Source organism: Sinobaca sp. H24, assembly GCF_023845525.1.
The window spans coordinates 1-20,562 of the sequence record NZ_JALBWT010000010.1 but is presented as its reverse complement, the minus strand read 5'-3'; the positions used below and the strand labels follow the sequence as shown (position 1 = coordinate 20,562).

The 20,562-nt window shown below is 45.5% G+C and carries 22 protein-coding genes and 4 pseudogenes; 19 read left to right on the top strand and 7 right to left on the bottom strand.

What is annotated here, in order from left to right; genetic code table 11:
- Window positions 1–5: 5 nt before the first annotated feature.
- The 5 genes and pseudogenes from mutS to hfq all read left to right on the top strand — a co-directional run bounded on the left by mutS (window position 6) and on the right by hfq (window position 6,729).
- Window positions 6–2,600 carry a DNA mismatch repair protein MutS gene (gene mutS / locus MMY81_RS14245; protein WP_252313525.1) on the top strand — a complete coding sequence of 865 codons (2,595 nt, stop codon included), beginning with the start codon at window positions 6–8 and terminating at the stop codon, window positions 2,598–2,600.
- A gap of 18 nt (window positions 2,601–2,618) precedes the next feature.
- Window positions 2,619–4,477, top strand: a pseudogene (gene mutL / locus MMY81_RS14240) (DNA mismatch repair endonuclease MutL).
- 247 nt (window positions 4,478–4,724) lie between these two features.
- Complete coding sequence (locus MMY81_RS14235; protein WP_252313443.1) at window positions 4,725–5,504, top strand: class I SAM-dependent methyltransferase; 780 nt, start codon at window positions 4,725–4,727, stop codon at window positions 5,502–5,504.
- A gap of 3 nt (window positions 5,505–5,507) precedes the next feature.
- Window positions 5,508–6,503, top strand: a complete 996-nt coding sequence (miaA, locus tag MMY81_RS14230; RefSeq protein ID WP_252313442.1) for a tRNA (adenosine(37)-N6)-dimethylallyltransferase MiaA — start codon at window positions 5,508–5,510, stop codon at window positions 6,501–6,503.
- Window positions 6,490–6,729: an RNA chaperone Hfq gene (gene hfq / locus MMY81_RS14225; RefSeq protein ID WP_120192190.1), complete on the top strand. Its 240-nt coding sequence runs from the start codon at window positions 6,490–6,492 to the stop codon at window positions 6,727–6,729. Before miaA ends, hfq begins: the two co-directional genes overlap by 14 nt.
- Window positions 6,730–6,769: 40 nt before the next feature.
- On the opposite strand, the gene MMY81_RS14220 is transcribed toward hfq, so the two are convergent.
- Window positions 6,770–7,747 (bottom strand): tyrosine-type recombinase/integrase, encoded by a 978-nt coding sequence (locus MMY81_RS14220; RefSeq protein WP_252313441.1) that lies wholly within the window; start codon window positions 7,745–7,747, stop codon window positions 6,770–6,772.
- Between the two features lie 54 nt (window positions 7,748–7,801).
- Between MMY81_RS14220 and hflX the strand changes: the two genes are divergently transcribed.
- The 4 genes from hflX to glnA all read left to right on the top strand — a co-directional run bounded on the left by hflX (window position 7,802) and on the right by glnA (window position 12,272).
- Window positions 7,802–9,055, top strand: a complete 1,254-nt coding sequence (hflX, locus tag MMY81_RS14215; RefSeq protein WP_252313440.1) for a GTPase HflX — start codon at window positions 7,802–7,804, stop codon at window positions 9,053–9,055.
- A gap of 15 nt (window positions 9,056–9,070) precedes the next feature.
- A complete protein-coding gene (locus tag MMY81_RS14210) occupies window positions 9,071–10,336 on the top strand; it encodes a methionine gamma-lyase family protein (RefSeq protein WP_308215327.1) in 1,266 nt (421 codons plus the stop codon).
- Between the two features lie 110 nt (window positions 10,337–10,446).
- Entirely contained in the window at window positions 10,447–10,845 is a 399-nt protein-coding gene (locus MMY81_RS14205; RefSeq protein WP_252313439.1) for a MerR family transcriptional regulator, read from the top strand.
- Window positions 10,846–10,919: 74 nt separating this feature from the next.
- Window positions 10,920–12,272: a type I glutamate--ammonia ligase gene (glnA, locus tag MMY81_RS14200; protein WP_120192185.1), complete on the top strand. Its 1,353-nt coding sequence runs from the start codon at window positions 10,920–10,922 to the stop codon at window positions 12,270–12,272.
- Between the two features lie 98 nt (window positions 12,273–12,370).
- Here the strand turns inward: glnA and MMY81_RS33385 are convergent, their stop codons facing one another.
- Together MMY81_RS33385 and MMY81_RS14195 are read right to left on the bottom strand one after the other, a co-directional pair.
- The gene (locus MMY81_RS33385) at window positions 12,371–12,496 is read right to left on the bottom strand and encodes a hypothetical protein (protein WP_256497910.1); all 126 of its coding nucleotides are present in this window, start codon (window positions 12,494–12,496) and stop codon (window positions 12,371–12,373) included.
- 242 nt (window positions 12,497–12,738) lie between these two features.
- The gene (locus MMY81_RS14195) at window positions 12,739–13,197 is read right to left on the bottom strand and encodes a hypothetical protein (protein ID WP_120192184.1); all 459 of its coding nucleotides are present in this window, start codon (window positions 13,195–13,197) and stop codon (window positions 12,739–12,741) included.
- A gap of 294 nt (window positions 13,198–13,491) precedes the next feature.
- On the opposite strand from MMY81_RS14195, the gene MMY81_RS14190 reads away from it, so the two are divergent.
- The 8 genes and pseudogenes from MMY81_RS14190 (at window position 13,492) to MMY81_RS14155 (ending at window position 17,725) form a co-directional block, all read left to right on the top strand.
- Window positions 13,492–13,752: a metal-sensitive transcriptional regulator gene (locus MMY81_RS14190; protein ID WP_120192183.1), complete on the top strand. Its 261-nt coding sequence runs from the start codon at window positions 13,492–13,494 to the stop codon at window positions 13,750–13,752.
- 95 nt (window positions 13,753–13,847) lie between these two features.
- Window positions 13,848–14,603: a sulfite exporter TauE/SafE family protein gene (locus MMY81_RS14185; protein ID WP_308215326.1), complete on the top strand. Its 756-nt coding sequence runs from the start codon at window positions 13,848–13,850 to the stop codon at window positions 14,601–14,603.
- A 105-nt stretch (window positions 14,604–14,708) separates the two neighbouring features.
- Window positions 14,709–15,020 carry a sulfurtransferase TusA family protein gene (locus tag MMY81_RS14180; RefSeq protein ID WP_252313438.1) on the top strand — a complete coding sequence of 104 codons (312 nt, stop codon included), beginning with the start codon at window positions 14,709–14,711 and terminating at the stop codon, window positions 15,018–15,020.
- Entirely contained in the window at window positions 15,017–15,268 is a 252-nt protein-coding gene (locus MMY81_RS14175; protein ID WP_252313437.1) for a rhodanese-like domain-containing protein, read from the top strand. The genes MMY81_RS14180 and MMY81_RS14175 overlap by 4 nt, the downstream gene beginning before the upstream one ends.
- A gap of 14 nt (window positions 15,269–15,282) precedes the next feature.
- Window positions 15,283–16,414, top strand: a pseudogene (locus tag MMY81_RS14170) (MBL fold metallo-hydrolase).
- A gap of 19 nt (window positions 16,415–16,433) precedes the next feature.
- On the top strand, window positions 16,434–16,661 hold the full coding sequence (locus tag MMY81_RS14165) for a sulfurtransferase TusA family protein (RefSeq protein WP_252313436.1): 228 nt from the start codon (window positions 16,434–16,436) through the stop codon (window positions 16,659–16,661).
- A gap of 42 nt (window positions 16,662–16,703) precedes the next feature.
- Window positions 16,704–17,161, top strand: a pseudogene (locus MMY81_RS14160) (DsrE/DsrF/DrsH-like family protein).
- A gap of 411 nt (window positions 17,162–17,572) precedes the next feature.
- Complete coding sequence (locus tag MMY81_RS14155) at window positions 17,573–17,725, top strand: hypothetical protein (RefSeq protein WP_252313435.1); 153 nt, start codon at window positions 17,573–17,575, stop codon at window positions 17,723–17,725.
- Between the two features lie 48 nt (window positions 17,726–17,773).
- Here MMY81_RS14155 and MMY81_RS14150 read toward each other — a convergent pair whose 3' ends face one another.
- The 4 genes and pseudogenes from MMY81_RS14150 to lexA form a co-directional block, all read right to left on the bottom strand.
- On the bottom strand, window positions 17,774–18,019 hold the full coding sequence (locus MMY81_RS14150) for a hypothetical protein (protein WP_252313434.1): 246 nt from the start codon (window positions 18,017–18,019) through the stop codon (window positions 17,774–17,776).
- Window positions 18,020–18,499: 480 nt separating this feature from the next.
- Window positions 18,500–18,712, bottom strand: a complete 213-nt coding sequence (locus MMY81_RS14145; protein ID WP_120192175.1) for a hypothetical protein — start codon at window positions 18,710–18,712, stop codon at window positions 18,500–18,502.
- Window positions 18,713–18,899: 187 nt separating this feature from the next.
- Window positions 18,900–19,061 carry a hypothetical protein gene (locus MMY81_RS14140; RefSeq protein ID WP_252313433.1) on the bottom strand — a complete coding sequence of 54 codons (162 nt, stop codon included), beginning with the start codon at window positions 19,059–19,061 and terminating at the stop codon, window positions 18,900–18,902.
- 137 nt (window positions 19,062–19,198) lie between these two features.
- Window positions 19,199–19,827 (bottom strand): annotated as a pseudogene (gene lexA / locus MMY81_RS14135) (transcriptional repressor LexA).
- A 159-nt stretch (window positions 19,828–19,986) separates the two neighbouring features.
- On the opposite strand from lexA, the gene MMY81_RS14130 reads away from it, so the two are divergent.
- On the top strand, window positions 19,987–20,220 hold the full coding sequence (locus MMY81_RS14130; RefSeq protein WP_252313432.1) for a hypothetical protein: 234 nt from the start codon (window positions 19,987–19,989) through the stop codon (window positions 20,218–20,220).
- Between the two features lie 99 nt (window positions 20,221–20,319).
- Window positions 20,320–20,562, top strand: a 243-nt coding sequence (locus MMY81_RS14125) for a recombinase family protein (protein ID WP_252313431.1), incomplete at its 3' end; no start/stop codon positions are given.

Genomic DNA, 20,562 nt, shown 5'->3' with positions numbered 1-20,562 from the left:
TTTTTGTGACTCAGGAAACGCCAATGATGCAGCAATATAAACGAATTAAAGCAGAATATACCGATGCTTTTTTATTTTACCGTTTAGGTGATTTTTATGAATTGTTTTTCGAAGACGCAGTAAAAGCTGCGCAGGAATTGGAGATTACGCTGACGAAGCGCGGAAGCAAAGGGGATCAGGATATTCCTATGTGCGGGGTGCCGCATCATTCGGCAGAAGGGTATATTTCCACGTTGATTGAAAAAGGGTACAAAATTGCGGTCTGTGAGCAGGTGGAAGATCCGAAAACGGCCAAAGGTGTCGTAAAAAGAGAAGTCGTTAACCTGATAACGCCGGGAACCGTTATGGAAGGCCGGGCCATTCATGAAAAAGAAAATAATTTTATTGCTGCCCATTACCAGCAGGAGGATGGCACAGCCGGTTTTGTAAAAGCCGATTTAACAACCGGCGAAATTTACGGTGCCCGGCTGGAAGCCGACCGGCCCGCCTGGGAGCAGGAGGCTTCTAAAGCTAACGTGAAAGAACTTATTCTGCAGGAAGAACCTGAAGACGGGGAGTGGAAAACGTTTGCCGGCACGTTTTCGGTTCAGAAATCAGCTGAGATTCCAGAAGAATTCTCCTCTCTCTGTACCCATATAAGCAGTGCAGCCATCCTGCGTGCTTTCGGTTTATTAAGCAGCTACTTGTCGCGGACGCAGAAGCGTTCGCTTGATCATCTGCAGCCGATTCATCTGTACGAACCCCGTCAAAAAATGCAGCTGGACCGGAATTCACGGCGGAATCTGGAACTTACCGAAACGATCCGGGACCATAAGAAAAAAGGCTCCCTGCTCTGGCTGATGGACCAGACGATGACAGCGATGGGTGCACGCCGGGTAAAAAGCTGGATGGAAGAGCCTCTGCTTCAGGAAAAAGAAATAACGGACCGCCAGAGTATTGTGCAGTCCCTGCTCGACCATTTCTTTGAAAGAGGAGACCTGAGGGACCGTCTTAAGTTTGTTTATGACCTGGAGCGGCTTGCCGGTAAGGCGGCCTTTGGAAACGTGAACGCGCGGGAGCTTGTACAGATGCGCCGCACGCTTCAGGAGCTGCCCGAAATTATTTCGATTTTAAAGCAGGTGGATAATGGCCTGCTTCAGGAATGGATTACTCCGCTTGATCAGTTTCATGGACTGCTGGAACTGTTGGAAGACGGACTGGTGGAAGAACCTCCCGCTCTTATTACAGAAGGCGGGATGTTCCGCATGGGCTTTCACGAGACGCTGGACGAATACCGTGAAGCGAGCACAAACGGCCGGCAGTGGATCTCCGAGCTGGAGCGTGATGAAAAGCAGGCCACGGGCATAAAATCCCTTAAGGTAGGCTTTAATCGTGTGTTTGGATATTATATCGAAGTGACAAAAGCGAACATTCCGCTTCTGCCTGAGGGAAGATATGACCGGAAGCAGACGTTGACGAACGCTGAGCGTTTTACAACCCCCGAGCTGAAAGAGAAAGAAGCGTTGATTCTCGGCGCCCAGGAAAAAAGTATAGAACTTGAACATACGCTCTTTTTAGAACTAAGAGAAAAGGTGAAAACGTATCTTCGTCCTCTGCAGGAAGCAGCGCTTGTAATAAGCCAGCTTGATGTGCTGCAGGGATTTGCCGAACTAAGCGACCGCCAGGGCTACGTCCGGCCGCAGATGAGCAGGGATGGCAGCGTCCATATTAAAAACGGCCGGCATCCGGTCGTGGAAAAAATTGTAGGCCCGGGAGAATACGTGGCAAACGATGTTTATATGGACCAGGGCCGCAATATGCTGCTTATCACCGGGCCGAATATGTCTGGTAAAAGCACCTTTATGAGACAAGCTGCTTTGATTTCAATCATGTCCCAGACCGGCTGCTTTGTACCGGCAGAGGAAGCAGAGCTGCCTATTTTTGATCAAGTATTCACGAGAATTGGAGCCGCTGATGATCTGGCATCCGGACAAAGCACCTTTATGGTAGAGATGCTTGAAACCAACTATGCGCTCTCCCATGCGTCCAAAAATAGTCTGATACTGCTTGATGAGATTGGCAGAGGAACGTCCACCTATGACGGTATGGCGCTTGCCCAGGCCATTATTGAACATATACATGAAAGCATCGGCGCGAAGACAATGTTTTCAACGCATTACCATGAATTAACGACCATCGCTGATTCTCTTCCCAATCTGCAGAATGTTCATGTACGGGCGATTGAAGAGGAAGGGCAGATTGTCTTTCTGCATAAAGTGGAGGAAGGAAGCGCGGATGAAAGCTACGGCATTCACGTAGCGAAGCTTGCCGATCTTCCGGATCCCCTGCTGAGCAGAGCAGATGAGCTGTTAAAGCAGCTTGAGCAGAAAGAAAAAAGCAGGGGAACGGTTGAACCTGTCTCCATCCGGGAAGCAGCCCCTGCAAACGATGAGCCGACCCAGCTGACGCTGTTTCAGGAAGAAGAACAGGCCGAAGCAGCGAAAGCAAAAAACGGAAAGCTTCATCCAATCCTGGAGGATATCCGTAAAACAGACGTACTTCATTTATCGCCGATGGAAGCACTTGAGAAGCTTTACCGGATGCAGCAGAGACTCCGCTGATGAGGAAGGGAGAAAACAATGGCTAAAATCACGAAACTGCCGGACGATTTATCCAATAAAATAGCGGCAGGCGAAGTTGTGGAGCGCCCGAGTTCCGTAGTAAAAGAATTAGTGGAAAATGCGATTGATGCAGGCGGCACCCGCATCCAGGTCGACCTCGAGGAAGGGGGTCTGTCTTTAATCCGGGTTGTAGATAATGGAAGCGGCATGGACCGTGAAGACGCAGACCTTGCCTTTTACCGCCATGCGACGAGTAAAATCACCTCTGAAAAAGATTTATTTGATATCCACACGCTTGGATTCCGCGGGGAAGCACTGCCGAGTATCGCCGCCGTGTCGCAGCTGGAAATGGAAACCGGTAATGGACGCGATGCAGGGACGCTTCTCCGCTATCAGGGGGGAAGACGGATTACGCTGACTTCGTCCAAAAGCCGGAAGGGAACGGAAATCAGCGTCCGCGATTTATTTTTTAATACGCCGGCACGGTTGAAATACATGAAAACCGTTCATACGGAAGTAGGCAAAGTTAGTGATATTATTAACCGTCTTGCCATGTCGAGGCCCGATATTTCGTTCCGGCTGGCCCATAATGGGAAACAAATCCTGCACACCAACGGGGACGGCAGACTGCAGACAGTTATTGCATCCATTTACGGCAGGCAGACCGCAAAATCTTTTCTTCCGATTCATCATGAATCAAACGATTATACGGTAACCGGTTATATAGCCAAGCCGGAAATCAACCGGGCCTCCCGTCATTATATGTCTACCTTTTTAAATGAACGGTTTATCCGCCATTATCCACTTACAAAAGCAATAGAGCAGGCATATCATACGCTGCTTCCGATTGGCCGTCATCCAATGGCCGTGCTTCATATTAGGCTGAACCCGACGTTAATGGACGTCAACGTTCATCCATCAAAAATGGAAGTGCGTCTTAGTAAAGAAAAAGAAATGCTTCATGACGTGGAGCATACGATCAAACAGGCTCTGCAGCAGCTGTCCCTCATTCCGGAAGCAGATATGGCACGGGGCAGACGTATGCAGTCGGAAGCGCTGGAACTTCCCCTGCAGCAGGAAAAGCGGGAAATACCTCCTAAAGTGGAGAAAACCGCGCCGCCGGAATTTCGTCAGGAGCAGCAGGACTGGCAGCGTGCAGAGGCAGTAGCGGAACCGGAATCACTTACGGAGCCCTCCATTCAGGAAATCCCTGCTTCTGTAGAAGAACCGCCTGCAGCGGAAGAAAACTACAGGACAGAGCCTGAGAACGAAGCGGGGTTATATCAGCACAGAGAACTGCTTGAGCTGGAGCCGATCGGCCAGCTGCACGGGACATATCTGCTGACGCAGAGCCGGGACGGCATGTATATTATTGATCAGCATGCTGCCCAGGAGCGGATATTTTATGAGTTTTTCCGCGAAAAAATCGGCAGCGTGAATGGAGAAATGCAGGATCTGTTGATTTCCGCTGACGTTTGAAGTGACCAGCCAGGAAAAGATGGTGATTACGAAACTCCCGTGAAGAACTGGAACAGGCAGGCGTATATTTGGAGGAATTCGGGGAAAACACGTTCCGGATCCGGTCGCAGCCTACCTGGTTCCCGGCTCAGGAAGCAGAATCGGTTATACGGGAACTGCTCGAGCAGCTGCAGCAGGAAAAAAATATCAGCACGCATAAAGTCCGGGAAGAAGCAGCGATCTTAATGTCCTGCAAGGCAGCGATCAAAGCCAACCGCCACCTTCGCAGAGATGAGATAGCTGCTCTTATCGAAAAACTCGGTACGTGCCGAGAACCATATACGTGTCCGCACGGGCGCCCGATCGTGATCCATTTTTCCTCGTACGATATGGAGAAAATGTTTAAACGAATCCAGTAAAAAAGCGCTCTCATTTTTCCCTGTTCCCCCGCTTATGTATGCTATAATAAAAACAAATATTACATAGCGGGGGGAATCAGCTCATGTCAGCACTAGATGTCGTAGCTATCGGCGGTATTTCTTTTTTTGTTATTGTAGTAAGTGTCATCATGGCGTATTACTTTTTGAAACGGTCACAGTCCGATAACTAATAGCGCCGAAACGGCGCTTTTTTCACGTTTAAATAGACAGGCAGGCGACATACAGTATGATTATAACGACAACAAAATCCGCCGGGGCGATCACTGCACAAAAGGCCGAAGCGCTTGCGGTCCGCTGGGACGCCTCCTACCAGCAGAGGAATAAACGCTCGATAAAAAAATGGCTTCTTGAAACAGGGGAAGCTATTTATGTAGCGGGTGATGAGGCGGACATCTTTTATCCTCCCAACAGCAGAAACGGCTTCTTTTTTCATCCGAGCATGGCAAAACTCCGGGCGAAGCGTGTTATGGATGGAGGCAGGGATCCGCTGATCGAAGCTGCCGGCATTTCAGAGGGAATGAGCGTGCTGGACTGTACGCTCGGTCTCGGCTCGGACAGCATTGTTCTGAGTGCTGCATCAGGAAAGACAGGTCAGGTGCAGGCACTGGAGAAAACTAAAGAGATCGAAGAAGTAGTGAAAAAGGGGCTGCAGCAATGGAAGCAGCCGGATCTGTTATTAAACGAAGCGATGGAGCGCGTACGCACGATGCATGCAGACTATTCAGAGTGGCTCCGGGAAGCTTCTGATGCTTCGTGGGACGTTGTATACTTCGATCCGATGTTTCATGAAGCCTTAGCTGAATCGTCCTCTATGGAGCCGCTGAGAGAGGCTGCAAGCTATGGTGGGCTTCAGGCAGCGGACGTCCGGGAGGCGCTCCGGGTCTGCCGGAAGAGAGTCGTGTTTAAAGAGCACGCCAGAAGTCCGGTTTGGAATACCTTTCCGGAAGCGGTCAGGAAAAAAAGCCATGCAGCGTTCGCTTATGGCATATTGGAAAAGGACGTTTAAACGATGACGAAACAAGAAGTAATTATTATTGTCGGCCCCACTGCGTCGGGAAAAACAGAAGCAGGTATGATGATAGCCGAGCAGCTAGGCGGAGAAATTATCAGCGGCGATTCGATGCAGGCCTATCAGGGCCTTGATATCGGCACTGCCAAAGCTTCTCCTGCAGAAAGAAAAGCCGTGCCGCACCATGGAATCGATATAAAAACGATTCATGAGGCATATACTGCAGCAGATTTTAAAGACCGGGCAGCAGGGTGGATTGAAGACATCAGCCGCCGGGGAAAAGTTCCTGTCATCGTCGGAGGAACCGGCCTCTACATCCGTGCCCTGACGAGAAATTTTGATTTTCAGCAGAGCGAATCAGATCCCGAGTACAGGGCGGAGCTGGAAAGGCAGCTTGCTGAACACGGAAAAGAGCGGCTGCATGAACAGCTCCGTTTACAGGACAGCGCGGCTGCAGAACGGATTCATCCAAATAATGCCCGGCGCGTGATTCGTGCGCTGGAAATTTTAAAGCAGCAGGGCGGCCGCACAAAAGCTTTTACTGAACAGGAAGAAGCAGAAAGTCCTTATACGGTCCGAATGATCGGTCTGGATATAAAAAGAGACGTCCTTTATAAACGTATTAATGACAGGGTCGATCAGATGGCGGCTGCCGGTCTGATCGAAGAAGCACAGTGGCTGCTCGAAAATGCGGGGCCGGATGTACAGGCAGCTCAGGCGATTGGTTACAAGGAGCTGTTTCCCTACCTGCGTCAGGAGTCTACGCTCGAGCAGGCGCTCGATACGTTAAAACAGCACTCAAGAAATTATGCAAAAAGACAGCTGACGTGGTTTCGGAATAAAGAAGATGTGGAATGGATGAATATGACAGATACTTCCACCGCTGCAAAGCAGGCAAAACTTCTTTCGTATCTTGAAGGAATCAGGCAGCCTCTGTCGAAAGGTATACAAGCAGGAAGAAAGCAGAGGGGAGATCCAGACAATGAAACATGTTAATATTCAGGACCAATACTTAAATACGCTCCGAAAAGACAAAATTCCAGTGACAGTATTTTTAACGAATGGATTTCAACTCAGAGGCCACATTAAAGCATTTGATAATTTTACCATTGTTCTGGACAGTGACGGCAAACAGCAGCTGGTGTATAAGCATGCTATTTCTACATTTTCGCCGCAGCGCAATGTGCCGCTTCAGACTACCCCTGATACAGATGAATCCTAAACACAAAAGAAGGCCCCCGGCTGATGGGGACCTTCTTTTTTTAGCTGTCTGCCTGATTTACAAAGGAAATGTACTTGTTTAATGTTAGAATAGACTGCAGGCCAAGCGTTTCTTTCATATGTTCGGGACTAATGCCTTTTTTCAATTCATTCACTATATAGGTGTTCCGGAAATGCTTTGCAGAAAAGGCCCGGTCAATGCCTGCCCGGCGGCGTTCTTCACGCAGCATTTTCTGTATAGCGACCTCCGTCAGATTTTTCGGGGCATCATTTTCATAACTCCAGCGGTACGTCTGGCGCTGGAAGTCAAAGGCCACAAATACAGGATGATGGGGGTATGACGGCCGCACCGGCTCCGGAATCAGCTGAAAGTACTGGAAAAAAAGCTTTTTTTCAGCAGCTGACAGCTGTACAATTCTGGGATTGCCGGTGAATTCCGAAATCGCAAGCTCCCCTTTTCCCAGATTAACCTGGCGGTAAGTAAGCGTGGAAAGCTCCTGAAGCCGAAGTCCGTGCTGCAGGAACAGCTGAATCATCAGCAGGTTCCTTGGGGCAAGCATGGGACGAACGGCAGCCTGACGGGCAGAGAGGCCGGCGTCGGAACGAAGCGAATGAAACAATTTTTTCACTTCAGCAGGAAAAACGAGGTCTTTTTCCTGAAGGCTTTCTGTCACGGCTTCTTCCGCTGTAATACCTGTCATTGGATTGGAAGCGATACGCTGTGTGCTGTGAAGAAACGAAAAGTAACGAAGCAGCACGGTGTGAATTCGTTTGATCGTCTTGGCATGGTAATGCCTGCCCTCAGCGAGCAGGGAAAAATAGCCTTCGAGAAGCGAAGGGGTGATTCGCTTTGAAGCAGGCGGACGATCCTCCTCAAGTTCGACGGAGACAAAGGCGTAAAAATCCTGAAGGTCATACCGGTAGCGCCGGATCGTACTTTCCTTTCTTCCACGTGAAGCGAGGTAATCCAAAAATAAAGTGACGTCTGTTGGTTCCGTTAACAATGCTTCATGAGCCATAGGACAGGATCCTTTCTTTTAAATAAACGAATATATACCAAGGAGGCTTTTTCATTGAAAGAAGATGTAATTATTGTAGGTATTATTGATAAGAGCCGCAAAGATTCAAGATTTGACGCTTCTATTGAAGAATTAAGAGCGCTCGTCGACACAGCAGGCGGGACAGTTGTTGAATTGTTTACCCAGGAAAGATATTCTCCGCACCGTTCCACTTATCTTGGTAAAGGAAAGATAGAAGAGCTTTATGAAAAAGCGGAAGAGCTGAATGTAGATACTATCATTTTTAATGACGAATTGTCTTCCAGTCAAGTTAAACATTTAACCGATGAGCTCGACCGCAAAGTAATGGACCGCACGCAGCTTATTCTGGATATCTTTGCCCGCCGAGCACGTACGAAAGAGGGTATTATCCAGGTTGAACTGGCCCAGATGTCTTATCTTCTGCCGCGCCTTTCCGGACAGGGGCAGATGATGTCCCGTCTCGGAGGTGGTATTGGTACGAGAGGTCCGGGTGAAACAAAGCTGGAAACCGACCGCCGCCACATTCAAAAACGAATGGACGATTTGAAATCGCAGTTAAAAGAAATGATTTCCCACCGCGAAGGCTACCGTAAACAGCGGAAAAACAACTACGCGATCCAGTACGCTCTCGTAGGCTATACAAACGCCGGCAAATCAACCATTATTAACAAATTGACGCAGGCAGATACGATGGAAAAAGATGAATTATTTGCGACGCTTGACCCGTTGACACGGAAAATGGATATTCCGTCCGGACTGTCTGTGTTGATTACGGATACGGTTGGATTTATTGAAGATCTGCCGACTACGCTGATTGCCGCTTTCCGCTCCACCCTTGAAGAAGTAAAAGAAGCCGACGTGCTGCTTCATGTCGTGGATGCTTCCCATCCGGACTGCCATCAGCACATGAAAACAGTCGATAAGCTTCTCACAGAGCTTGATGCCGGAGCGATTCCCGTTCTTACCATTTATAACAAAATAGATCAGGTAACAGACACCGAGCTTCTTACCGGGGAAAACAGTCCGTCCATCCGGATCTCAGCACGCGACGATGCAGACATTGAACGATTGCGCGAAGCGATGGAAGATGTGCTGAAAGAGCAGATGCAGTTTCACAAAATCCGCATCCCAATGTGGGAAGGAAAAGATTTATCGAGTCTTTACGAAAGTACTATCCTAAAGAAAGAAACGTTAATAGAAGAAGAAAACATGCTCGTATGGGAAGGGTTTGCACCCATTGACCATCCGGTGAACGGCATTATAAAAAAATATAAAACGACAGAATAAAGGCAGGGAATGAACGTGCAGGATACACAAGAACAGCTGGGCGGCTGGAAAAGAAAAGCCCGGCAGAATATTGCATTGTACACCGAGGAAATAGACGAAACGACCGATAGAAATACAGAAAGACTTCTTACGCTGTTCCGCGAACACAACGTGGGAGCCTTTCATTTTACTCCATCCACCGGATATGGGTATGACGACCTGGGACGGGAAAAGCTGGACAGCCTGTATGCAGGCGTATTTGGAACGGAAACGGCGTTTGTGCGCTCCCAGTTTATTTCCGGCACGCATGCTATTACCGCGGCATTATTTGGGGTGCTGCGGCCCGGAGATGAGCTGCTGTATGCTACAGGCATGCCATACGATACGCTGCGGACCGTCATTGGAATCGAAGGAGAAGCGGAAGGGACCCTTCAGGAATGGGGAATTACGTATAAAGAATCTCCCTACGCGGCAGGCGAAGAGCTTTCTGCCGACCGTATTCTTTCCCATGTAACCGAGGCAACAAAGGTTATTGCGATTCAGCGGTCACGCGGTTACGCTGAACGCGAATCTGTTCCGATGGAAAAAATGAAACAGGTCATAGCAGCCATTAAGCAGAAACTGCCGGACATTATTGTGTTTGTAGATAACTGTTACGGGGAATTTACAGAAACGAGCGAACCAGGCCATGCCGGAGCCGATCTAATGGCAGGGTCTCTTATTAAAAATCCCGGTGGCGGTATTGTGAAAACGGGCGGTTATATTGCAGGCCGGAAAGATTTGATTGAAAAAGCGGCATCAAGATTTGCCGCTCCGGGTATAGGCATGGAAGGCGGGCCGACACTGTACAGCCTGCAGGAAATGTTTCAGGGGCTTTTTCTTGCGCCTCACGTAGTAGGCGAAGCGCTGAAAGGCTCCCTGTATTCAGCTGCTCTCCTGGAGGAAGCGGGGCTGCAGACCACGCCTTCGTATACAGAAAAACGTACGGATCTGATTCAGTCGGTTACGTTTGCCTCCAAAGAACAGATGGTTACGTTCTGCCAGTCAATTCAGGAAGCCTCACCAGTAGACGCACGCGTCATACCACAGCCGGCCTACATGCCGGGGTATACATCAGACGTGATTATGGCTGCGGGGACGTTTATACAAGGTGCAAGCATTGAACTAAGCGCGGACGGTCCGATCCGGCCTCCCTACACGGCTTACGTTCAGGGCGGACTGACATTTTCCCACGTGAAAATCGCCGTGGAACATGCGGTAACCCGGCTGCTTGAGAAAGAACTTTTAGCATCTTTACGATAAAAGTTATTACTTTCAGAAAATTTTGATGTGAAAAAAGCTCACATGGACTTGACTATAAAAGTAACATCGGGTAGGATGAAAATATCTTCCTTAGGGAAGGAGGCCTACTGATGAATGATCATATTAGAAGAAACATGCCTTTATTTCCCATTAGTATTGTCAAAAAGCTGACGGAATTGTCCGCCAGACAGATTCGTTATTATGAAGAATATGGATTGGTTTTTCCTTCCAGAACAGAAGGTAATCAGCGCCTGTTCTCTTTTAATGACGTAGACCGTCTCCTTGAAATTAAAAGCCTGCTTGAACGCGGTGTTAATCTTCAGGGTATCCGGGAAATTTTTCTGCTGCGCGAGCACAATGCTTCCAAAACAGCTGGACCCCCTATAAGAAGAGACGGAGATCTTACCGACCTGGAGCTCAGGCGTCATTTGAAAAATGAGCTGGTGTACACAGGTAAATACGGAAGAACTTCCCTAATCCAGGGTCAGCTATCACGTTTTTTTGACTAGAACAGCGGTTTTACCTTCTGCCCTGCAGAAGATTATATAATTTTTTGTTCAAAGAAGGAGAGGAGTTTCTACAAATGGCTAACAGTTATTCGAAAAAAGATATCATGAAAATGGCAGATGACGAAAATGTAAAATTTATCCGTTTGCAGTTCACAGATTTACAGGGGATTATCAAGAACGTGGAGATTCCAGTGGATCAGCTTACAAAAGCACTAGACAATCAAATGATGTTTGACGGTTCTTCTATCGAAGGATTTGTCCGTATTGAGGAATCCGATATGTACTTATATCCGGATCTGGATACATGGGTTATCTTCCCGTGGACACCGGAAAAAGGTAAAGTAGCGCGCCTTATCTGCGACATCTACGAGCCGGGCAAGCCTGGAGACGAGCCAAAGCCTTTCGCAGGTGACCCACGCGGTATTTTGAAGCGTGTACTTAAAGAAGCAGAGCAGCTTGGCTTTACTGACTTTAACATTGGACCTGAGCCTGAGTTCTTCCTTTTCAGAAATGATGAAAAAGGCGAGCCGACGCTTGAGCTTAACGACAAAGGCGGATACTTTGACCTTGCTCCAACGGATCTTGGTGAAAACTGCCGTCGTGATATCGTACTTGAACTGGAAGAAATGGGCTTTGAAATCGAAGCTTCCCACCACGAAGTGGCACCAGGACAGCACGAAATCGACTTTAAATATGCAGATGCCGTTACAACATGCGATAACATTCAAACGTTTAAGCTTGTTGTAAAAACAATCGCCAGAAAGCACGGCCTTCACGCAACATTCATGCCTAAGCCGCTCTTTGGTGTAAACGGTTCTGGTATGCACTTGAACATGTCTCTTTTCAAAGGTAAAGACAACGTGTTCTTTGACAAGAAAACAGACTCCCAGCTAAGCGAAACAGCTATGCAGTTTATGTCTGGTATCCTTGAGCACGCACAGGGCTTTACAGCGTTAACGAACCCAATTGTTAACTCGTACAAGCGTCTTGTTCCTGGATTTGAAGCACCGGTTTATGTAGCATGGTCTGCACGCAACAGAAGCCCGCTTGTCCGTATTCCTTCTTCCCGCGGCCTTAGCACGCGTATTGAAGTAAGAAGCCCGGATCCATCTGCGAACCCATACCTTGCTATTGCAGCAATGCTTGCTTCCGGTCTGGATGGTATTAAGCGTAAGCTTGTTGCACCAGAGCCGACGGACCGCAACATTTATATCATGAACAAAGAAGAGCGTAAGCAGGAAGGTATTGAAGATCTTCCAGCTGACCTTAATGAGGCAGTGAACAGCCTTCTTGAAGATGAGGTACTTGTAACGGCTATTGGACCACACGCAATCGAGCATTTCGCAGAAGCGAAAGAAATCGAGTGGGATATGTTTAGAACGCAGGTTCACCCATGGGAAAGAGATCAGTTCCTACAGACTTACTGATAAATGGAAAAAACCTACAGCCACAGAGGCTGTAGGTTTTTTAGTATTTAAATCTGCTGCGGCTCTGCTGGGCACGCAGCGCCTGAATGTTACGTTGTTTATACTTCTTCGTCAACATCCGGGTTTTCCGGTGGTGTGTCCTCCGGTGCCTCTTCTTCTCCGCCGCAGGCAGCTGTTGCTAATAATAAACTAAAAGCCAGTGCCATTAAACCTGTTCGTCTCATTTTTATACCCCCTGGTGTGTTATGTTTCGTTTTTGTAATGAACATCTGCGGCCTTTTCTGACTCATAAATAATGAGGAAGCCCAAACATCATATTACTTTATAGTTTCCGCCCCAGGGCTAAAGTAAACGTGAAAATAAAAAGCAGCGAATAAAAGTAAAAATCCCGATGACGCGTCTGTGCGGTCATCGGGATATCTCTGCAATTTCCAGCAGCAAGATAGCTTTGCGCTGCATATAAGAATTATTCCATTTCTATATAAGGGGTGAGCATGTGCTCAAACACCGAGTCGGCCATTTCCTTTGTGAATTCGACTTTTCTGTTCGGATCTGCTGACCAGAAACAGTTCGCCGTATCAACCAGATACGCATTTTCATATTTAGGCTGTCCCAGGCTGAAGTTAGCGTCATCAATATAAACAGAAAAAGAAGCTTCGGCTTTTCTCATAGGGTGGTTTGTCGTATCAATCCGGATTTTTAAAATAGCCTGATCGAAGGTAAAAGAAGCTTCATAATATTCCCGGAAATAGTTCACCTGTACCTCCGTCTGTTCGTTAATATCATCTCGAACGGAGTTAAATAAGTCAAATAAATGATCAATGCATTCTGTTAGTTTTTCATCAGAAATTTCATTTTTTTCTTTGATTTTTTGGATGTTGCGCTCCAGCGCGTCTTTTGATACGTTCTCTTTCCAGTTATTCATATGACAAGACCCTCCTGATTTTTATTCCCGGCTCCACAAGTTGAGTACAGCAGGAGATGATTAACAAGAAAAACAGCAGCCATGTTATGTGCTGTTGTTTCTTTCCACTATATCATAAGTAGAAGCCCTGTTAATACGGTGATTCCTAAAGAAACCGCCGTAGACAGGCTTTTTTTCAAAAACGAAGCAGATAAATAAAAAGAATGAATAAATAGTTGACGAAAAGAAAATACACGTTATATAATATACCCCGTAAGGTATTAAAAGAGAACATGAAAGAAAGGAAGCAGGTATATGGACTATTCAACAGAAATGAAAAACCGCCTGAAGCGCGTGGAAGGCCAGGTCAGAGGCGTTCAGCGTATGATGAATGAAGAGAAAGACTGTAAAGACGTTGTGTATCAGCTGTCGGCAGCCAGATCAGCGATCGATCGGGCAATCTCATTTATTGTAGCGGAAAACCTGGAGCAGTGCATTAGAGATCAAATTGAAAAAGGCGAAGATACAGCTGATTTTGTTCAGGAAGCTATTCAATTATTAGGAAAAAGCAAATAAAAAAATTTTTAGCCGTTTATATACCCATGGGGGTAATGTAAATAGAGAGAAATGGATGAGGTGCTCATCGTGGAACTAACATTGTTTTTATTTTTGTGTTATTTTTTATTGGATTTATCGGCTCATTCGTTTCCGGAATGGTAGGAATAGGCGGATCTATCATTAAATATCCAATGCTTTTATATATTCCGCCTCTGCTCGGTCTGTCGGCATTTACCGCTCATGAAGTAGCCGGTATCAGCGCCGTGCAGGTATTCTTCGCTACCATAGGGGGTGTCTGGGCTTATAGAAAGGGAGGGTATTTAAATAAATCTCTTATATTTTATATGGGGACAAGCATTCTGGCGGGAAGTTTGATCGGGGCTGTCGGCTCTAATTATATGAGCAATGACGGTGTGAACATGGTGTACGCGGTTCTTGCAACGCTCGCGGTTATTATGATGTTCCTTCCTAAAAAAGGAAAGGACGACACGCCTAACGATCAAGTGACCTTTAACAAGCCGACAGCCGCTGTTTCCGCTTTTCTTGTAGGTATAGGAGCAGGCATTGTCGGTGCAGCCGGAGCATTTATCCTCGTTCCAATTCTTCTCGTGGTGCTGAAAATCCCGACAAGAATGACGATTGCAACATCGCTTGCGATTACGTTTATTTCCTCTATAGGAGCTACTATTGGAAAAATCGCTACAGACCAGGTATTAATCGGTCCGGCGGCTGTGATGGTTGCCGCAAGTTTAATCGCTGCGCCGCTTGGGGTGATGGCGGGCAAGCGGATGAATACAAAGCATCTTCAATGGCTTCTCGCGTTACTTATTCTAGGAACAGCCATTAAAATCTGGCTGGATATATTATAAAAGGTTGACAGCTATTTTTTTACTTGGTAATATACCCATACGGGTATTAGTATATATTTTTTTGTTTAGTGTAATACCCCATAGAGTATAATAGGAGGACTAATAATGAATGTAAATTTAGTAGTGGATGCAAAAGGGCTGGCATGTCCGATGCCAATCGTTAAAACCAAAAAGGCGATGGACACAATTAATGCAGGAGAAGTAATGGAAGTGCAGGCAACGGACCGGGGCTCTTTAGCGGATATGAAAGGCTGGGCTAAGACTACTGGCCATGAATACATCGGTTCTAAAGAAGAAGGAGAGGTACTGCTGCATTACGTAAGAAAAGCCAATCCTGAGGAAGTGAAAGAAACAAAATCTTATCCGAAGGAAATGACAATGAAAAACTCGAAGAGGTTCTTGAAAAAGACAATATGACAGTACTGGATGTTAGAGAGCCTGCCGAGTATTCCTTTTCACATATACCAGGAGCTGTTCGATTCCCCTGGGGGAGCTGGAAACCAGAGCGGGGAATTAGATGCTTCAAAAGCAATAATATGTCGTGTGCCGCACAGGCAATAGAAGCAGTAATGGCAGCCTACACCCTGGAAGAAAAAGGGTTCACGAATGTACAGAACGTAAAACCGGGGATGAGCGGCTGGAACGGCCCGACCGAAGAGAAATAAAGGAGGAACCACATATGTCTATGAAAGCAATGACAGCTGCCGAATTGGCAGAAATAGTGATTAACCAGAAAGATTTGTTTATTTTAGATGTCCGAAACGAAGATTCTCTTTAAAGATTGGCGGGTAGAAGGAAAAAAATGTAGAGATACTAAACATCCCGTATTTCGATCTGCTGGAAGGAGTCGAATCAGTGCTTCCCCGGATACCAGCGGACAAACCAGTCATAGTAGTATGTGCAAAAGAAGGATCTTCCAAATTTGTGGCCGAGCAGCTGGTGGAAGCTGCAGACCGGGATGTTTACTACCTGGAAGGCGAATGAAGACGTGGAGTGAACACGTGGAACCGGTAAAAATCGGTGATCTTTCCGACGGCGGAGAGCTGTATCAGTTTGTACGTATTGGAAAAGGCTGCCTATCCTATATGATCGTCTCTGGAGGAGAGGCTGTAGTTATTGATCCTGTGCGGCTGACAGACGTCTATACAGATTTCCTAAATCAAAAGAATGCCGTTCTTAAGTATGCAGTGGACACTCATCTTCATGCCGATCATATTTCCGGGGGAAGAATGCTGGCTGAAAAAACAGGAGCTGCGTATTATATTCCGGAAGATGATGCCGCAGAAGTAACGTTTTCCTATCAGCCTCTAAACAATAACGATGTATTACAGGTGGGAAAGACAGAAGTAGCTGTACAGGCTTTGTATTCTCCAGGTCATACCATTGGGAGTACCTCTTTAATTGTTGATAATCGTTACCTGCTTACCGGTGATATTCTCTTTATCGATTCTATCGGACGCCCCGACCTTGCAGGAAAAGCAGAAGACTGGGTAGGTGATTTGAGAGAATCTCTTTATGTCACGTATCAAGCACTGAAAGATGATCTGTTGGTACTTCCTGCTCATTTTTCGAAAAAGGAAGAAATGGATGACCGGGGACGAGTAATGGAGAAGCTTCGTGTGCTGTATAAACAAAATGCCGGGCTGCAGGTAGAAGACGAGGACGTATTCCGAAAAATGGTGACGGAAAACCTTCCTCCGCAGCCAAATGCTTATGAAGAAATCCGGCAGACGAACATGGGAAGAGTGCAGCCGGAGCCCGAAGAACAGACAGAAATGGAAATTGGACCAAATCGCTGCGCCGTATCATAAATGAGAAGGAGAGATTAATATGAACGTAACAAAAACAGTAGATGCAAAAGGATTAGCCTGCCCAATGCCGGTAGTAAAAGCAAAAAAAGCAATGGATGAACTTCAGGCAGGAGATGTACTCGAAATCGTATCCACAGATAAGGGAGCGAAAGCAGATCTCCCGGCATGGACCAAGTCCTCAGGCCACGAATTAGTAGACCAGACAGAAGCTGATAACGAATATACATTTTGGATAAGAAAAGGATAAGGGGAGAATAAAGAATGGAAGAAACTAAAAACGGAAACAACGATGGTTGTATTTGACGGAGACCTCGATAAAGCAATAGCCAGCTTTATTATCGCAACAGGAGCTGCAGCAATGGGAAAGAACTAACGATGTTTTTCACTTTCTGGGGATTAAATGTGCTTCGAAAAGATAATGTAATCAGCGGCAGTGACAAAACAATGATGGAGAAAATGTTCGGGAAAATGATGCCGCGCGGCCCTGAAAAATTAACGATGTCCAAAATGAATTTTGGCGGAATGGGGCCGAAGATGATGAAAAAAATGATGAAAAATCATAATGTATCTTCCTTAAAAGAAATGATTGAAATGGCCCAGGATCTTGATGTGAAAATGGTAGCCTGTACGATGTCCATGGACGTCATGGGGCTGAAGGAAGAAGAGCTAATTGACGGATTGGATTATGCCGGTGTAGCTTCGTATCTGGCAGAAGCTGAAGAATCAAATATTAATCTGTTTATTTAACAGCTGGGCCGCAGAATATAGAGAGGTTTATCAGCTATCTGCTTAAGCTGTAATAGATGAATGATAATTAAAGAGCCTGTCCCCCGTGTGAGGGAACAGGCTCTTTTTTTATGTAAGCAGAAACTAGTATACGGACTGAAGACAGAAACAAGGCAGTTGTTATGCAATGCCGCAGGAAGTGACAGCGCCCATAATGCCGGCTATAGCAATTCCTACTATAAATTTTTTCACGTTAGTCCTCCTGTATCTATAGATTCATAATTATGGTAAATAGTTTACTTTATTATAGTCGATAATTCCTAAAAAAGGTTGCATTTTTATTACTTTTTCTAAATATCGGCTTAAATGAAAAATTGTGAAGAGAAAATCTTTTTATATTATAATAAGAATAAAGGAAAGTGGGGAGATAAAATGACAGAAGAACTGTATCACGACCTTTTTTTGAAAGATGCGGGATTCCTTCCAGTGGAAATTGAAAAATTAATGATGGAATATGCCGAAGAGTTTCAGCAGGCGGAAATTCAGCAGGTTATTAAACATACAGATAGCATTATACCGTTGTGACAAAAGTGACAAAGTAAAAAAGCTCCCGTATAAGGAGAGCTTCAATTATTACTTCTTTTGTATTTCAGCGGCTTTACGCTCTATTTCTTCATACGAATTTGTTCCATTGGCATAATCTTTTACCATACTTTCAAAAGAGCGGAACAATCGTTCATCTGCAGGGTCCTGAAGATCGAGACCCATCGATTTGGCAGCTTCCTGTTGATCCCGGCGGAATGTGTCATCAGCTTCAAATGTGTTTCCTTCCTTGTACTTTTCCAAATGGTGATCGACAAATCTTTTAATAACGTCCATATATATCGCTCTCCTTCTATTTAAGCAGGTTCAGTGTTCTTTTCCCGCTTCTCACGATATCAAACCGATGAACAGGATGATACGGACCGTTCGCATCGAGCACCGGTATACGATAGATTTTATTTACAGATAAACGGAAAAGGACTCTCCTTGAAGGATAAGGTATACTGTAGGATAATGGCATACGGAAAGGGATGGAATAAATATGGTGAGCGGGAAGAAATACAGAAGATATGATTATGGACTTAGCAAGCCAGCTCTCTATTGAGCAGGCAAGAAACAAAATTTTATGGATCTTATTCTACGTCATAACGTACTTTCTCAGCAGGATGTGGACAAAGAAGTAGAAAAGCATTATGAAACCTACCGTATAAATTCTTATGAAGAATAACCGGTTTTAACTTAAAAGAAGATACAAAGCCGGTAAAGACCGGAAACAGAAGAATAAAAAAAAGCGTTCCCGAAGAGGGAGCGCTTTTTTTATTGCCTTACAACATCCAGCAGCAGAAAAAAGATCGATTTTACTGCTGTGAATACCATAAGAAAGATGAACACCAGTACAAGTATAGTAAGAGCGAGATCCCCCTGAAAGTGGAGAATATCGATCAAAATTAAATTGGCAAGAACGGCGGAAATCACGCCGATAAATAGTGTGCTGTTAAATACTCGTTCCATTATATAAGAGGGAGCCATATCAACATCTCCTGAATGTAGTATAGTTTGAGCTTGTGAAATAGTGAGCGTTATTTATCCTAATCCTATTAAACCGCATTAAAGAAAGGAAATCAATAGCTGAAAAGTGACAAAACTGCGAAATAAATGACTAAGTGGTGAACATTAATAAATGAAGGCAAAAAAATAAAGCATCCATTTGGACGCTTTATTTTTCATATATATCTTCTGCCAGTAATTTAATAGGACTTCCACAGTGAGGGCAGTTTTGATACTCCTCCTGGATGTTCTCATTGCTTAATTCGGAAACCGGCATCTGTACTTCTGCTTTCGTTTCTGTTCCACATGAATGACATTTAATATAGAGCACCGTTTATTTCTCCTTTCCGTGTCTGCTGCTGAATTTAATGAAGTATATTATATATTTGTATACCACAACAGTTTTTTTCAAAACCTTTCCAACCAAAAAGCGGCTGTCTTCTTTTCTGAAGACAGCCGCTTTTTTCATTAATGAATCGTACGGAAAACACCGATAACTTTACCTAGAACGGTGCAGTCATCAAGAATAATAGGATCCATAGCAGCATTTTCAGGCTGCAGGCGGATATAGCCGCTTTCTCTGTAAAAACGCTTTACAGTAGCTTCAAGCTCTTCTGTCATCGCCACAATGATGTCTCCGTTGTTGGCTGTCTGCTGCTGTCTGACAATAACAAGGTCCTTATCATATATGCCGGCTTCAATCATACTTTCACCTTGAATCGTAAGCACAAACACGTTCTCGTGTTCATTTGCTACCATACGCTCCGGAAGGGGAATGTATTCCTCTATGTTTTCTATGGCGGTTATTGGTTCACCGGCTGTAACTTTACCGAGCATCGGCACGTACACAGCAGAACTTTCAGATATTTCCGGCGGTGCATCTTCAAAAGACAGCACTTCTATAGCTCTTGGCTTAGTAGGGTCGCGTCGAATAATCCTTTACTTTCCAGCCTGGATAAATGGCCGTGCACCGTAGAACTGGAGGCAAGCCCCACAGCCTCCCCGATTTCACGGACAGACGGGGGATAGCCTTTTAGACGTACTTCCCCTTTTATATAGTCAAGTATTTGCTCTTGTCTTTTTGATAATTTAGTCAAAGTCCCGGCACCTCCTGTGCGTGTAATGTTATTTTAAAAAATTGTATCATGAATAAAACGAACATGCAAACATCCGTTCTAATTTCCCTTGACGGGAACAAAAGTTCTTATTATACTTTAAAAAAAGGGAACACACATTCTTAAAAATGGGGAATTACAATGATTTCAAAAATATCGAATGTAACGACACAGGAATGGATGATATTATTACTGTTTGCAGCATCTATATTATTCTTAATTATAGCCGTACAGGTAAATGCACCGGCCTCAGAGACCGGCTTTGTCTATGAAGATGATATGGTGGAGGAAAAAGAAGAACTTCAGCTCGAACAGGAATTAACATCCTATCAGTGGGTTTTACAACCTCGACTAAGCAAAGCAATCAGAAGGTGAAGTGGAAAGATGGAAAAGTGTATAATTTACTGCAGAGTCAGTACCGAAAAAAAGAAGAGCAGACATCTCTGGAGCGTCAGGTGGAGGAATTAACCTCTCTTGCAAAGAGAAATAACCTACCCATCTATAAAACCATTAAAGAAAGAACAGAGCGGTTATTCAATGGAAAGAGAAGGACTGCTGGAAATACTTGACGACTTTTCAGCAGGAAAGGCGTCGATTTTGTGTGTGCAGGATGATACGAGACTGGGGAGAGGCCATGCCAAAGTTGCCGTACTCCATGCTCTGCATAAGAGTGGTGTTACTATTTACTCCGTTCGTGAAAACGGGGTGCTGGAACTG